This is a genomic window from Synergistaceae bacterium (assembly GCA_017540085.1).
GTDB lineage: Bacteria > Synergistota > Synergistia > Synergistales > Aminobacteriaceae > JAFUXM01.
In genome coordinates, this window is the sequence record JAFYBQ010000034.1 from 44384 (window position 1) to 59235 (window position 14852).

At 51.3% G+C, this 14852-nt stretch carries 12 protein-coding genes; all 12 read right to left on the reverse strand.

What is annotated here, in order from left to right:
• Nucleotides 1-250: 250 nt before the first annotated feature.
• The 12 genes from IKQ95_08315 to fliG all read right to left on the reverse strand — a co-directional run bounded on the left by IKQ95_08315 (nt 251) and on the right by fliG (nt 14704).
• The gene (locus IKQ95_08315; protein MBR4196697.1) at nt 251-2101 is read right to left on the reverse strand and encodes a hypothetical protein; all 1851 of its coding nucleotides are present in this window, start codon (nt 2099-2101) and stop codon (nt 251-253) included.
• Between the two features lie 133 nt (nt 2102-2234).
• The gene (locus IKQ95_08320; protein ID MBR4196698.1) at nt 2235-4838 is read right to left on the reverse strand and encodes a flagellar hook-basal body complex protein; all 2604 of its coding nucleotides are present in this window, start codon (nt 4836-4838) and stop codon (nt 2235-2237) included.
• 104 nt (nt 4839-4942) lie between these two features.
• Nucleotides 4943-5404, reverse strand: coding sequence for a flagellar hook assembly protein FlgD (locus tag IKQ95_08325; GenBank protein ID MBR4196699.1), 462 nt, complete (start codon nt 5402-5404; stop codon nt 4943-4945).
• Between the two features lie 14 nt (nt 5405-5418).
• Nucleotides 5419-9000 (reverse strand): flagellar hook-length control protein FliK, encoded by a 3582-nt coding sequence (locus IKQ95_08330; GenBank protein ID MBR4196700.1) that lies wholly within the window; start codon nt 8998-9000, stop codon nt 5419-5421.
• Nucleotides 9001-9024: 24 nt separating this feature from the next.
• The gene (locus IKQ95_08335) at nt 9025-9732 is read right to left on the reverse strand and encodes a hypothetical protein (GenBank protein ID MBR4196701.1); all 708 of its coding nucleotides are present in this window, start codon (nt 9730-9732) and stop codon (nt 9025-9027) included.
• 1 nt (nt 9733) lies between these two features.
• A complete protein-coding gene (locus IKQ95_08340; GenBank protein MBR4196702.1) occupies nt 9734-10303 on the reverse strand; it encodes a lytic transglycosylase domain-containing protein in 570 nt (189 codons plus the stop codon).
• Between the two features lie 3 nt (nt 10304-10306).
• Nucleotides 10307-10756, reverse strand: coding sequence for a flagellar export protein FliJ (fliJ, locus tag IKQ95_08345; GenBank protein MBR4196703.1), 450 nt, complete (start codon nt 10754-10756; stop codon nt 10307-10309).
• A 3-nt stretch (nt 10757-10759) separates the two neighbouring features.
• Nucleotides 10760-11071 carry a type II toxin-antitoxin system RelE/ParE family toxin gene (locus tag IKQ95_08350; protein MBR4196704.1) on the reverse strand — a complete coding sequence of 104 codons (312 nt, stop codon included), beginning with the start codon at nt 11069-11071 and terminating at the stop codon, nt 10760-10762.
• The gene (locus IKQ95_08355; GenBank protein MBR4196705.1) at nt 11058-11366 is read right to left on the reverse strand and encodes a type II toxin-antitoxin system RelB/DinJ family antitoxin; all 309 of its coding nucleotides are present in this window, start codon (nt 11364-11366) and stop codon (nt 11058-11060) included. Before IKQ95_08355 ends, IKQ95_08350 begins: the two co-directional genes overlap by 14 nt.
• 19 nt (nt 11367-11385) lie before the next feature.
• Nucleotides 11386-12717 (reverse strand): flagellar protein export ATPase FliI, encoded by a 1332-nt coding sequence (fliI, locus tag IKQ95_08360; GenBank protein ID MBR4196706.1) that lies wholly within the window; start codon nt 12715-12717, stop codon nt 11386-11388.
• A 12-nt stretch (nt 12718-12729) separates the two neighbouring features.
• Nucleotides 12730-13677: a hypothetical protein gene (locus tag IKQ95_08365; GenBank protein MBR4196707.1), complete on the reverse strand. Its 948-nt coding sequence runs from the start codon at nt 13675-13677 to the stop codon at nt 12730-12732.
• Nucleotides 13670-14704 carry a flagellar motor switch protein FliG gene (gene fliG / locus IKQ95_08370; protein MBR4196708.1) on the reverse strand — a complete coding sequence of 345 codons (1035 nt, stop codon included), beginning with the start codon at nt 14702-14704 and terminating at the stop codon, nt 13670-13672. Before fliG ends, IKQ95_08365 begins: the two co-directional genes overlap by 8 nt.
• Nucleotides 14705-14852 lie beyond the last annotated feature (148 nt).

The following is a 14852-nucleotide window of genomic DNA, read 5'->3' on the forward strand; positions in this document are numbered from 1 at the left end:
GAAAACGCTGTTTCGTCATCATACATAGCATAGTCATCAAAGCGTTTTTCTGCTTATGCGGTGTAAGCTCAAAGGGTGTGAGTCGTTTTTCTGTTACGGGATTGAAATTTTCCCATTTAAGACGGCATATATAGTGATTGAATGTCTCGATTAACTTTTCCCGAATACTTTTATCATAAACGTGCTGAAAGCCTCCCTACGCAAAAAAAATTTCCCCGCCATATTTCAGACGGGGATTCGTTTCTTCTGTCTACATTTCCGCGAGTACCCACAAAAATCCGTAGGGCTGAAGCGTTATTGTCCCGTCAGGATTTCCCGTGAACTTTTCGCCCGTAATCATGTCGCGATAGTCGAACATTCCGCCGAGAGTCTCATTTGTCCCGAAAGTCTGAGATTTCCCGCTGAAGTTGAAGAACGCCAGCATTTTCTCTTTCTTGGTCTTTGCGCCCTCATAGCGTCCGATTCCGAGAACCTGATTATTTCCCGTCTCAATCAGCCACGTGTCAGCCTCATTCGCGAAAACCGAGTGCGAGTCCCTCAGTGTTACGAGCTGACGCACAGCCCGGAAGATTTTTCCCTGCGGTGTGCCGGGGTCATTGCGCTTTTCTGCGTCCTCCCAATGAAACGCCCCGCGGTGTAAATATCTGCTGTCGGCGGCCTTGTCGGGGTCATCGCTCTGATGATAGCTGTAATCGTTGAGCTGTCCGATTTCGTCTCCGCTGTATAGCACGGGTATTCCGCTCTGTGTCAGAAGGAAGGCATGAAGCATAATGTCGAGATTGACGGCTGAGTCCTTGTCGCCTGATTCGAGTCCGCAAAGTGAAGCCGTTGTACCGCACATTCTAGCATCGCCGAGTTCGGGAGCATCGTTGTACGTCTCGCCCTTTGACGGAGACCCGGCGAAATCCCCCTTGAAGTAGTCATTGAGATATTTCTTGTGGGCGACCTCATCAATTCCGAACGTCCGCAGAAAATCATAATCGAGTCCCCAGCCTATATCATCGTGGCACCGCAGATAGTTCAGGAACACATACTGTTTCGGGAGGGCAAAGACGCTCTCTAACTGGTGCTTCATTAGGCGGGTATCCTGAGTCGCAACTGTGTGCCATGTGCTTGCCATTGTCGTAACGTTGTAGAGCATGTTGCATTCGGGCTTCTCGACTGTGCCGAAATAGGGTACGACTTTTGACGGCTCCATTACGACCTCGCCAAGAAGGAGCGTTCCGGGGCAGACGATTTCAGCGGCCATTCTCATTATGCGGACGAGGGTATGAACCTGCGGGAGATTCCTGCAATTTGTGCCGAGAGTCTTCCAGATGTACGGAACAGCGTCAAGCCTGATGATGTCGATTCCCTGATTGCACAGGTAGAGCATATTTTCTGTCATGTCGTTGAACACAACGGGGTTGCGGTAATTCAAATCCCACTGGTACGGGTAGAATGTTGTCATTACGACTTTGCCGGACTCGCTGTCATACGTGAAATTTCCGGGTGCTGTTGTCGGGAAAACTTCCGGCAAATTCTGCTCAAACTGGCGTGGGATTTCCCAGTTGTCGAAAAAGAAATATCTGTCCTGAAACTCTTTCTCGCCCTTCTTGGCTCTCATCGCCCACTCGTGATCCTCGCTTGTGTGGTTCATGACGAAATCCAAGCATACGCTGATTCCGCGTGAATGGCATTCCCTCGACAGGTCAGCAAGGTCATCCATTGTACCCAAATCCGGCCTGACTTTTCGGAAGTCTGAGACCGCGTAGCCTCCATCGCTCCTGCCTTTAGGGGTGTCAAGAAGCGGCATGAGGTGCAAATATGTTACTCCGCATTCCTGAATATAATTGAGGTGAGACTTAATGCCCTGCAAATTTCCGGCGAAGCACTCCGTGTACATCATCATTCCGAGAATGTCATTGCCCGCGTACCAGTCCGGGACAACGGCGCGCGCGTCATCTAAATCGTGCTTGAGGTAGTCGGGGCGGTTATTCCAAGATTTTCGGAGCATGTAGCAGAAGTAATCGAATGCCTGCTTGTCTTGGCCGTATAACTCGTAGTAAAGCCATTTCAGCTCGTCATAGTGAAAATCGAGCCTGCTGTCAAAATCACTCATTGCAGAAAACACATCCTTTGCATAAAAATTTTTGGGAATTGGAGATATTATAGCCTATGCGGGAAAATTTCAGGCAAAAAAAAAATCCCCCTCCCGTAAAATTCAGGAGAGGGAAAAATTTTCCGTATTAATGTTACCTCTTGAGGTTGACGACTTCCTCTAATATCTGGTCGCTGACTGTAACGACTCTCGTGTTCGCCTGGAAGCCTCTCTGAGCGATTATCAGATGGGTAAACTCCTCTGTTAGGTCAACGTTCGACATTTCAACGTACTGACCCATGATAGTGCCTTTTCCGTTTGAGCCTGCGCCGTCAATGTTGGCTGTTCCTGAGTTTACGGAAGCCTGGAACATAGTGTTGCCGACCTTTTCGAGTCCCTGCTCATTCGCGAAAGTTGCCAGCGCGACGCGGTAAAGCGGAATGCTGACTCCGTTGCTGTATGAGCCTGTGATTGTTCCGTTTGCGGCGACCGAGTAATTTTTCAGAATGCCCATCGTGTAGCCGTCCTGATAAACGGGCTTTGTTGTTGTCTCTGAGGCGAACTGAGTAACGCCTAGAAGAGCGTCCCCGCTTCCGCCGAAATTGAGCCTTACTGTGCTGTTGGGCTGTCCGTTGAGGCTGAACGGGAGCGTGATTTCGACTTCTGCGTTGTCTGTGCTTCTGAGTGCGCCGTCGGCGATGGCGTTGTTGATTCTTCCTGAGCCGTCAAACTCGATCTCGCCTGTTCTGGGTTCGGGCATAACGTTTGACATGATTTCTTTTCCGTTCTCGTCAGTCTCGACTATGAACGCTTCCCATCTCCAGCGGTTTTCGGTGATTTTCTTGTACGTAACTTCGAGGGTATGCTCTTTTCCGTCATCGTCATATATTGTGGCCTTTGTAGCGTGGTAACCGCCCTGTGAAGCCGCGCCCAATGTAGTCCATGAGCCGAGCTGATCTTTCGGACTTGGCGAGTCAACGTTCTGTGCAACCATGAATTTCAGCGTGTCATTCTTTGAGCTTGCATTGCTGGCTGTTGATGCGGCTATCTGGAAGTTAGGATCGCCGTTAGTGTCAGGCAGTATACGGAATCCCAGAGGCGCGTTGCCGTTATCGGTCTCGTTCCAGTCCACACGGTCAAATGAGCCGTCAGGGTTGAAGAATACGTTTGCTTCAATCTTGTGCAGTCCCTTGAGTACAGCAGTAGCTCCCGTACCTACAGTACCTTCCTGAATCTGTGTTGCTGTTCCTGCTGCTACTGCGGTGGCCTGTGCGTTGGCGTAGCCGTAGTACCAGAGAGTCATCTTTGATACAGTTTTGCCCAAGTCTGAAGGTGAAGCGGCGGTCATATTGCTTTCTTCAAATTCTGCTATGAAGTCGTACTCAAGCGGCACTCTCTCCGTAGTGCTTCCTGCTGGTGCGCTTGCTGTTGCGATAGAAGGTGCGCCGGACAGAGTGAAATTCGAGTAGTCCATCTTGCCCTTCACATCATAATTGAAGACCGTATCACTGACTTTGAGATGATGTACCTGTGTAGCAACTGTACCTGTTGTGTCAACAAGATCTGCCGCGAGTCCCGCTGTTGTGCCTGATACTTCTTCGTTATTCGCATTCATCAAGGACAGCGTGCGAATCTGCATTGTCCCGGTTGTGTCGTTGTAGTCCACCGTGTAATACTTCGGGGGAGTCTGGCCGGGAAATTTGTACACGGGCTTGTAGTAATTGTTGACGGTAGTATTTATGTCATTCTCTGTCAGTGTTAATGTCCCTGATGTTCTGTTGGTTATTCTTGACAGTGTAGTACCGTTAGTGCTTGTAACCAAGTTGTTATTCTCATCAAGCCAGCCTATAAAGCCGTCGCTGCCGCTCCCTGTTGCTGTTGTAAGCTTTGTGGTTAAGGGTGCGGTGGTGGCAGCATTCCATATTATTGTCGGAAGGCTAAGTTCAGGCTTGCCCGTTGTGCTGTTTATGCCGGTCATGTCGAACGTCATCTTAGTAGTTTCTCCGCCGTTAGCTAGGGCGAAATCAAGATAGTTGATTCCGTATGCCGAGTTGTTTGCATTATTCAGCGTTGCGTCAAAACTTGTCGAGAAGCTCATATCATACTCAACGCCGTTCATCGGAACTTTTGCCATTCCTTCATTCAGCCCGTTAGCACCCGCAACAGCATTGAACGGAAGATCCGCGAAACCGTAAGACAGGAAATTTTTCTGCCTGCTGTCAAGGTTGCACTGGTAATCGACTCTAGTCGTGGCTTTGGCTTCCATCTTCTGCCCAAGCGGTATATTTATCGTGGAAAGCTCTGCGGCCTGCTGGAATCCCTCTAGGGCTGTCTCCTCCATCTTGTAGCCCTGGAGCTTGTAGCCTGAGCCTGACTGAACGAGGTCAGAATTTCCGTCAAGAGTGCAGGCACCCGAACGGCTGAACATCTGGTTGGTGCCGTCAGAGTACACAAAGAACCCGCGCTCCTGAATCATCATGTCGGAGGCATTGCCGGTGTATGAGCTTGAACCCTGAGTGTGTATCGTCTCAATTGCCGCGACGCTAACGCCGAGTCCGACCTGGGCGGGGTTGATTCCGCCTCTGTTGCCGTCCGCGCTTGAAGCGTACTTGTTGGCCTGATACATGAGATCGGCGAAAAGCGTGTTGTCCTTCTTGAAGCCTGTTGTGTTTGCGTTTGATATGTTGTTGCCTGTTACGTCGAGCATGGTCTGGTGAGCGCGAACACCCGTTACCGCTGTCATCAATGATCTTAACATGTCCCGTGATTCCTCCTGCTGTGAAATTTCCTGTGATATGACTGTATATTTTACTCTGGCCGGGCGTCCTTCCTGCCGTGTCTCGTCCGTGAGAGCAATTTATTCTAGCTTATTACCGAAACGCCTTCAACTTTCTCAAGCGGCACTTCGCCTTCTGTCGTGTCAAGTATTGTGCCTTCTTTCGGGTCAAACCAGACATGATTCACGACTGCTACTTTCTGAGTTGCCTCTTCCCCTTCGCCTGAAGTGAAAGCTACTGCCTTCCCGATGTACTGAACCGCGCTGAATTTGTTTGCGTCCGATATTGTGGTGAGCGTCTTGTTCATGTTCTGCATCTGCTCAAGGCTTGAGAATGTAGCCATCTGCGAGATAAATTCCCTGTCCTCCATAGGATTCAAGGGATCCTGATTCGACAATTCGGCGATTAACAGCTTGAGGAAAGCGTCTTTTCCGAGAGTGTCATTTGTGGCTGTTGTTACGGCTGATGTGCTTTGCGTGCTTGTTGTTGCCTGCGTTGTGTTTATGTTTGCTAGGTTAGTGTAGCTGTTTACGTCTGTTACTGGCATTCGTCATCTCTCCTTCATGCTATCCAGTATAGCAGTCCTTCTTCAAGGTCAGCCCTGAAATTTTCTGTGTCATCGTCATTATCTGACGGGGTGTAACTGTAATAATCCCTCTGGTTCTGACCGCCTGAGTCCTGACCCTGCCGGCTGCTGTCCTGCTGAACGTCAACCGTAAACTCTGACACCTGAACACCCTGCTGGGCTAAATTGTCCCTTAACTGTGTGAATTGTTCCTGCACTATTTGTCGGATTTGCTCACTTGCTACTTTAACGGACGCTTCAACGCCTGAAGTTGTAGATGTAAGCTCAACGGAAATCCGTCCGAGCGCGGGCGGGTCAACGATGATATTTGCCTTCCTCACGTTGTCTGCGCGTATGAATCTCACGACGTTTACGATGCCATTGCGGAGAGTCCTTCCCTGAGACTGAACGCCGTTAGCCTCGTATGTGTCAGTCCTGAGACTAAGCGGGCTGGTATTCACGCGTGGAGATGATAAACGTTTTGCGCGTGTTACGGTGTCAAAGAACGACTGAAAATCGCTGAGGACTTCTGCCTTTCGTGAGTCAATTCGCGGCTCATTCTGCGAATCATTGCGCGGTGCTGTGCGTGAAGCTCTTGCGGGTGATACGCGGACTCTTTCGGGTGAAATTGCGCCGTCAGTCTGTGAGTCATTGCCGGGATTCTGCGATGGCTGGCGGGATTCTGACTCTGTGCTTTCCTCATGGCCGGAATGATTCTGAGTGCGTGAAATTTTCGGCTGTGAGTCTGTCTCGGTGGCCTGCGTAATTTCGGGCTGTGAGTCGTGCGTCATGGCCTGAGTCTTTCTGCGAGGTGTCCGGGAGATTTTCGGGGACTCAGTGCTTTCGGGGACTGTTTTGGGTGCTGACTGTGTTACGGTTTCGTGAACAGTCTGCGCTGTAGTCGCGGGCATTTCGCGTGTTACGGTTTCGGGTGTGGACTCGGAAATGATTTCGGGAGCGTCCTTAGTGTTTACGGGGATTTCCGGCGCGGTGATGATTATATGTTCGGGAGTCTCCGTGATTGTGCGGACGGTGCGAGGCTCTGACGGTGAATCGGTCTGCGCGGGCTGAATGTCATTTGCGGGCTGTGCGTTTTGAGTCGGCTGAACCTGAGCGAATCCGGCCATGACTGTAACAGCGTCCGTAATTCCGGGGAACTCTGCGCGTGTCTTTTCGGGAGTCTCGGCCTCGGAATCCTCGCGGGAGTCGGCGCGTTCGTGCGTAACTTTGCGGGGCTGTGCTGGCTCTGCGTCATTCCTGCGGGGCTGAACGGGGGCGGGAGTCTCGGCGGGGGCTTCAGGGCGTGGGCTGTCGGTCTCCCTGCCAGTGTCAGAAGCCGGAATCCCGTAATCCTCCGTATCATTTGCGGGGACTGTCTGAGGCTGTGAGTCATCTGCGGGAATTTCGCGCTGTATGGGCGTGTCATTTTTGGGCGACTGAGGAATTGCCCGCTGTGTTTCGGGAGCGTCATTGCGAGTGTCAACAGTTTGTGATTTCTGCGTGTTACGTGTTGACGGCGGAATGTCGGTATCTTCCTGCTGTAACGGCTCATGACTCGGCGCGTCATTTTCGGGAGTCCCGTCAATTTCTGGCGACTCAGGAATTACCCGCTGTGCTTTTGGTGCGTCATTCTGTGCGCCAACAGTCTGCGATTTCGGCGTGTCGTGTTTTGACGGTGGAATGTCGGTATCTTCCCGCTGTGATGACTCATGAATGGGCGCGTCATTTTCGGGAGTCCCGTCAATTTCCGGCGACTCAGGAATTACCCGCTGTGTTTCGGGAGCGTCATTGCGAGTGTCAACAGTCTGCGATTTCGGCGTGTCCTGTCTTGACGGCGGAATGTCTGTAGCCTCCTGCTGTGATGACTCATGAATAGGAGCGACATTTTCGGGAGTCCTGTTAATTTCTGGCGACTCAGGAATTACCCGCTGTGATTTCGGCGCGTAATTCTGTGCGTCAACAGTCTGCGATTTCGGCGTGTCCTGTCTTGACGGCGGAATGTCTGTATCTTCCGGCTGTGATGACTCGTGAATAGGCGCGTCATTTTCGGGAGTCTCGTCAATTTTGGGCGACTGAGGAATTACCCGCTGTGATTTTGGCGCGTCATTGTGTGCGTCAACAGTCTGCGATTTCGGCGTGTCGTGTTTTGACGGTGGAATGTCGGTATCTTCCCGCTGTGATGACTCATGAATGGGCGCGTCATTTCCGGGAGTCCCGTCAATTTCCGGCGACTGAGGAATTATCCGCTGTGATTTCGGCGCGTAATTCTGTGCGTCAACAGTCTGCGGTTTCGGCGTGTCATTTGCTGACGGCTGAATGTCGGTATTTTCCCGCTGTAACGGCTCATGATTGAGTGCGTCATTTCCGGGAGTCCCGTCAATTTCTGGCGACTGAGGAATTACCCGCTGTGTTTCGGGCGCGTCATTCTGTGCGTCAACAGTCTGCGGTTTTGGCGTGTCCTGTCTTGACAGCGGAATGTCGGTATCTTCCTGCTGTGATGACTCGTGAATAGGCGCGTCATTTTCGGGAGTGTCAACAGCTTCCGGCGACTCAGGAATTACCCGCTGTGCTTTCGGTGCGTCATTGTGTGCGTCAACAGTCTGCGATTTCGGCGTGTCATGCCTTGACGGCTGAATATTGGTATCTTCTTGCTGTAACGGCTCATGAATAGGCGCGTCATTTTCGGGAGTCCCGTCAAATTTCGGCGACTCAGGAATTATCCGCTGTGATTTCGGCGCGTCATTGTGTGCGTCAACAGTCTGCGATTTCGGCGTGTCATTTGCTGACGGCTGAATATTGGTATCTTCCTGCTGTAACGGCTCATGACTCGGCGCGTCATTTCCTGGAGTCTCATCAATTTTCGGCGAGTGAGAAATTCCCCGCTGAGTTTCGGGCGCGTCATTAGGAGCGTCAACAGGCTGTGAGTCCTGCGTGTCTTGCGGCTTATCCGTGATGATTGGCTGCGTTTTCTGCGGAATATTAGTCCCTTCTGCCTCATTATTCGTAACTTCCTGCCGTAAAGCCCCGTCATTATGCGAGACAAAATCCGGCCTCACTGATTCGGGCGGCTCATTCCCGGAAAATCTCACGTTATCCGCCATATTCCCGGCCATGTCAGAATTGCGCGAAATCTCCGGCTCAACAGCGGTAACTCCCTCGTCAAAATCATTCTGCGGGATAATTTCCGCTGTCCTCCTTGCGGGATTGTCCGTTATTCGCCTGCTGTCAGCAAAAAGATTCCGCCATGAGTCAGCCTTTGGCGAACGTGATTCCGTATTCGCATGTGTGTACGGCTCTGTACTGGCCTGCGTGTTTGTTCCGTCGTCAGCAAGAAATCTCACACCGCTGAACGCTGACGGCCTGCCCTGCGTTAATGTCATAGCCTGCTGTGTGTTGTTGGGATTGATGTCTGTAACTTGCTCCTGCCCTGCGCTTTCACGGGCTGTATATTCCGTCATGAGCGCGTCAAATGCTCCTGCGTCCTGGCCTGTGAGTCCCTGCTGTGTGCTGTCTGTATTGCCTCCCGGCATGAGCAGATTTATTTGCGCCTGAAGAAATGACCATATTCCTGCCGGCATTCTGCACCCTCCTGTTATTGTGATTTATCGCTGCTGGGGATGTGCCATAAGTTCGGTTATCCTTGCTGCTTTTGTCGGCTTAATTTTGCCCATAATTGAGGCTCTTGCGTCATTGGGAAGCCTCATCAGCAATTCTACTGCCATAGCATCGCGCAATTGTTCAACGACTGCCGCGGCGTTTCTCGCTGACATGTCCTGATATGTTCGGGCTACTTGGTTCATTAATTCCTGCTCACGCTCGGTAGGGGTGTTCGCGTTAGCTCCGGCGGCTTGGGTTGCTTCCTGCGCTCTGAGCCTGCGCTGCCTTCTTGCCACATCACGCGATAATTCAACGAGGGCTAATTCTCTCTTCTCGTAGACTTCCATGCGGGCAATGTCGCGGCTTTCCATTGAGCGTTCGAGAGCGTCAAGCCTTCTCTGCCACTGCTCAAGCTCTACGGCTCTGCGCTCCTCAACCGTAAGCGCGTAAAACTCCGGCACCTGGAAAAACTCCGCAAGTCTCGGCCCGAAATATGGCACTCTCGGTATAGTCTCCCAGAAAAGCGGCCTGCCGTCCCAAATTCCGCTCAGGTGCATTCCGACAGCAGTCCCAAGACCAAGCAACAACATCCACAGGAAAAACGTAAATTTTCCCATGCCCTTTTTCTTTTTCTTCTTTTTGACGACTGGCGCGGGGGCAGCAGCTTGTTCAGCCGGGGGATTAGCTCCTGCCGCGGGGCGTTCTTCTGCCATGTTAGCCGACCTCCCTTAATCTGCGGTATATTGACATGATATTACGCACGTAGCGTTTTGACACTTCCGGGATATTCCCGCTGTCGACTCTGGCCGGCCCTGCGTTGTAGGCGGCTAATGCTTTCTCGATGTCGCCCCGGTATTTGTCCGTCAAGTCAGAAATATATCTTGTCCCGCCGTCAATATTCTGCGCGGGGTCAAAAGGGTCATCAACTCCCAGCATTGCGGCTGTGCGAGGCATGAGCTGCATTAGTCCCTGTGCGCCCTTGTTCGACACAGCGTCAGTCGTCCACCCTGACTCAACCTGAATCATTGCGCGTATTAATTCTTGGTCAACGTTATATTTCTCGGCGCATTCGGTGATTATGTCTTTGAGTTCGTCATAATTCGTTTTGCCGGAAATGTTGCTTGTACGTTTTGCGACTCTCTTTGCCCGCTCAACGTCATTCAGAACGTCAACAAACCTGCTTTTGAGTGGCTGAGTCTGCTGGTACATGTCCGGCATAAGCTGCCTGTTAATTTCGTCTATGCGTGTCAATACTCTTGATATGTTCGTCATGTTAGGCCCCATGTGTCAATTGTCCCCTTTCCGTGAATACTGCATTGTTGTAACGTCATCAAGCTCATTCTGCTCAATGCCAAGCTGTTCCTGCATGTCGGCTTCTTTGAGGTGATCTATGTATGTCTCCATTATCCTGACATCTTTATGACGCTCAACGAGTCTGGCTTCAGTATCGGCGATTCGAGTCCTGACTTCGGCGAGTGAGGTTTGACCGCGGGCAATGTCAGTGTTTATTGCGTCTATGAACTGCCGCTGAAACCATAAATCTGTGGCTGAGACGGCCTGAGTCCCGGCCCGGCTGAAGTCGGAGATTGCCTGCTTCTTTTCGCCCTCAAGCTGTGTGATATGGGCTATGGCTTCGCGCTCCTCGCTTCTTTCGGCGGCTAAAATTGCCTGCTCATTACGGCGGCTGTCCTCGCGGATTTTGAGTATGCGGTTGAACCGGGCTATTCTCTCGTGCATGGCCTAAATCAGGGTGTCAAGATCACGCCCGGCATATGCTACACGTATAATGCTGACAGTATGCATGGCATCATCAACGCAGTACATAATAATGAAATTATCGGAAGGCATGTAGCGTATTTCCCGCCCTTTGCGATCTTTTCTGCGGACACGGTATCTTTTTGGCAACAGCGCAAGTGATGAGGCAGACGAAAATACTTTGTCCGAAAATTTCTGCGCGGCTGAAGGATTATCCAGTTTCCCGGCAATATAAGCGCGTATGCCGTTGACATCTTCAAGAGCCGGGACAGTAACAATAAGCCTATATTCTGCCATATTCAGCCTCTATTATTTTCCTAGCTTCCTCAAGCGTGTAGACTCTCCCAGTTTCAAGAGCGTCAATACCTTCCTGAATCGCAGAGTCTATTTCGTCTTCTGTCATATTCCCAAGACATAAAGGCTTGTTTATCGGTGCATTAAGCTCAACGGGAAAAGCCCTCCGCAAAATTATCTGCCTCGTGAACAAATCTACGGCCATTGTGTACGACATGCCTATTTTCCTCAGAATTTCCTCTGCCTTGCGCTTGATTTCAGGTTCAACTTCTACATATGATATTTCTGCTGTGCTCATTTTCCTTTTCTCCTTTCTGCTACTGCTGATTAGGATACGGCGCAAGCTCCAATAATCTTTTGTCGGTCTCCTCGAAACTTGTCGGATCTTCAACTCTCTGCGACAAGAATCCCCGTACGTTCTCCATGTTCGCCAATGCCCAGTCAACCCGCATATTTGACCCGGATTTATACGCGCCAATGTTGATGAGATCTTCCGACTCCGCGTAAGTTGCGAGAAGGTCGCGGACTCTTCCGGCGGCGTTGAGGTGTTCGCGTGATACAAGGGCGGGCATAACACGGCTCACGGAATCCAGTACGCTCACAGCGGGGTAGAAATTTCTTGCGGCAATCTTCCTCGACAAAACTATATGGCCGTCAAGTATTCCTCTCACTGTGTCGGCTACAGGCTCGTTCATGTCGTCCCCGTCAACAAGAACCGTGTATATTCCCGTAATGCTTCCGACTTCCCCGGCCCCGGCGCGCTCCAACAATCTCGGCAGCATCTCGAATACGGACGGAGTATAGCCCCTTGTGGCGGGAGGCTCACCGATTGCGAGGCCGATTTCACGCTGTGCGCGGGCGACTCGTGTTACAGTGTCCATCATCAATAGGACATCTTTCCCCTGATCCCGGAAATATTCTGCGATTGCCGTTGCTGTCATGGCCGATTTCAGGCGGATTAGCGCGGGCTGGTCTGAAGTCGCAATCACAAGTACCGAACGTTTCAGCCCCTCCGGCCCTAAGTCGCGCTCGATAAATTCCCGAACCTCTCTGCCACGTTCGCCGACAAGCGAAATCACATTAACGTCCGCAGTTGTGTAACGCGCCATCATTCCGAGAAGGGTGCTTTTTCCCACGCCTGAACCCGCGAATATCCCGATACGCTGTCCCTTGCCTAGCGTGAGCATTCCGTCAACAACTCTGACTCCGACGCTCAAAGGAGTGTCAACCATTTTCCGCCGCAAAGGGTGAGGGGGAGTCGCGTAAAGCGGGTAAAAGTCGCTGGCGGCTATCGGCCCTTTGTCATCGATGGGATTTCCGAGACCGTCAAGAACACGCCCTAATAACGCCTCGCCTACAGGGACTTCAAGCGGTCTGTTTGTTGACACGACATCGCAACCCGGCCCGACTTCCTGCAATGCTCCCAGCGGCATTAAGAGTACACGGTCTCCCCTGAAGCCGACAACCTCCGCGTCAAGCTCGTGCGAGCCGTCCCGGAATTGTATGTGGCACAAATCGCCGACTCTGACATCCGGCCCCTGGGATTCCGCGACAAGCCCGACAACCTGAACGATTCGCCCGTTTATTTTCACCAGCGGCTTCTGCAACAGGTCAACCGCAAAAAGCTGGAACAAATCAACATCCTGTATATCATTCACGGCCTAACGACTCTCCTTTGCTGACTGCTGGAATACTTCATCAACAACCGACTCAACCTGTCCCATCTGAGTCTTCCATCTCGCGTCATAAACTCCGAGTCCAGTCTCAACAATACAGCTTCCATTCTCGATATTGGGATCTGATTTCAGCTCTAACTTTTTGACACCGCGCAGGGCTTCCCGGAATTTCGTATCCATATTCCCCTCAAGCCGTTTCATGTCGTCCGGCGAAACGTAGATTAATATCTGATTTTTGTCGCTCAGGCGTGAAAGTAATTCCGACAAAACCGAGTCGATTGTGTCCGGGTTCAATTCAACCTGCCTGTAAAGCATTCGCCGTAACATTTCAGTCCACACACGAACAAGCCTCGGCTGATTGAGCTTGACGAGTTCGGCAAAATTTTCCTCCAGCTTTTTCCCGAAGGTGTCAATCACTCCCGCAAGAGCCGAAAATTTCCCGGAATATTCCTGCTCAACTTCAGCGCGTGCCTTCTTGAGTCCTTCCTCGTAGCCTGTGATTTGTCCCTCGCTTATGGCCTGGGCGCGTGCTTTCTCGGCGATTCTGTCGGCGTTGTTCTGGGCTTCGGCTTCAAGCTGCTGCTTCCTGCGCTCATAGTCTGACCTTATACCGCCGATTTCCGACTCTAACTTTGCTTTTGCCGCGGACAGTTCTGCGTTGGCGACTTCTGCATTACTCAAGCTGTTTGTGAGGGCTTTAACCTGCGCTGTAAGCTCTTCGATTTCGCGGGAATTTGGCGCAGGAGTCTTCACCTGCAATTTTTGCGGCTCAGGCTTTGAGGGGGACTGCGGTTTGTCGGGCTTTGGTGATTTCTGCGGCTCAGGCTTGGCGGCTGACTGCTTTATTTCGCTCTCAAGTATTCCGATCTTCACAGCCTGAGGCAGTAATCGGACTGTCCGCAGTACTCTCTGATGTGCAAGACCGCTAGACAATCATATCGTCCCCTCCGCCGGAAGCTATCACTATTTCGCCCTGTTCCTCAAGCCCGCGGATTATGTTCACTATTTTCTGCTGGGACTCTTCAACGTCCTTGACACGTACAGGCCCCATGAAATCCATATCCTCTTGGAGCATTTCGGCGGCACGTTTTGACATGTTCTTGAGATACTTTGTCTTGAGGTCTTCTGTCGCACCTTTTAGAGCGAGACTCAATTCCTTCATGTCGACTTCACGCAATACCCTCTGCAATGACCTATCATCAAGCCGCATTGAGTCCTCGAACACAAACAGACGTTTCTTGATTTCCTCGGCTAATTCGGGGTCGTTCTCCTCTAAGTATTCCATGATATTCCGCTCGGTCGCTCTGTCTGTGCTGTTGACGATGGCCACAACCGCGTCTATTCCGCCCGCTACCGTGAAATCCTGACCCATTACGGTGCTTAGTTTCCGCTCCAAGACTCTCTCAACCTCCCGCAAAACTTCCGGCGTAATCCTGTCCATGTTGGCGATCCTCTTTGTTACGTCAGCCTGCAATACCGGGTTAAGGCCGCTGAGAATCATTGCAGCCTGTGTAGGCTCAAGATACGACAGAATCAGCGCGATTGTCTGCGGGTGTTCGTTCTGAATGAAGCCAAGTATCTGGCCTGCGTCTGTATGTCTCATGAAATCGAACGGCTTGACCTGCAAACTTGCCGTAATCCGTGCAAGAAGGCTCTGCGCTCTCTCCGGTCCGAGGGCTTTCTCCAAAACATCACGCGCATATTCGACTCCTCCTCTGGCCATGAACTCACGCGCCATTAATATCTCTTGCGCTTCTTTCAGCACCGTGAGTTTTACGTCAGGCGTTACTTTTCTGAGATTTGCTATTTCGAGTGTGATTAACTCTATTGTAGAGTCATCAAGTTTCTTGTAGATTTCGGGAGCTATATCACTGCCTAGGGAGACCATCAGGACCGCGATTTTCTCACGGCCCGTGAGTCCTTTTGCGCCCTCATTCTTTCCTTCATTTTTCGGGGGCATATAAACATCTGCTACGTAAAAAGTGTATTTTTGTGCTGTGTACACTCTTTCGAGTTTTCCTCGTTCTTTCCGCATTCCTGCGACATTTCCTGCTCCCTTTCGCCGCAACTACTCAGGTTGGTTCAGCAGTCCAGAGGCTTTAACTTCC

Coding starts and splice junctions, on each gene's coding strand:
- IKQ95_08315 (MBR4196697.1), bottom strand. CDS start 2,101: ATGAGTGATTTTGACAGCAGGCTCGATTTTCACTATGACGAGCTGAAA.
- IKQ95_08320 (MBR4196698.1), bottom strand. CDS start 4,838: ATGTTAAGATCATTGATGACAGCGGTAACGGGTGTTCGCGCTCACCAG.
- IKQ95_08325 (MBR4196699.1), bottom strand. CDS start 5,404: ATGCCAGTAACAGACGTAAACAGCTACACTAACCTAGCAAACATAAAC.
- IKQ95_08330 (MBR4196700.1), bottom strand. CDS start 9,000: ATGCCGGCAGGAATATGGTCATTTCTTCAGGCGCAAATAAATCTGCTC.
- IKQ95_08335 (MBR4196701.1), bottom strand. CDS start 9,732: ATGGCAGAAGAACGCCCCGCGGCAGGAGCTAATCCCCCGGCTGAACAA.
- IKQ95_08340 (MBR4196702.1), bottom strand. CDS start 10,303: ATGGGGCCTAACATGACGAACATATCAAGAGTATTGACACGCATAGAC.
- fliJ (MBR4196703.1), bottom strand. CDS start 10,756: ATGCACGAGAGAATAGCCCGGTTCAACCGCATACTCAAAATCCGCGAG.
- IKQ95_08350 (MBR4196704.1), bottom strand. CDS start 11,071: ATGGCAGAATATAGGCTTATTGTTACTGTCCCGGCTCTTGAAGATGTC.
- IKQ95_08355 (MBR4196705.1), bottom strand. CDS start 11,366: ATGAGCACAGCAGAAATATCATATGTAGAAGTTGAACCTGAAATCAAG.
- fliG (MBR4196708.1), bottom strand. CDS start 14,704: ATGCCCCCGAAAAATGAAGGAAAGAATGAGGGCGCAAAAGGACTCACG.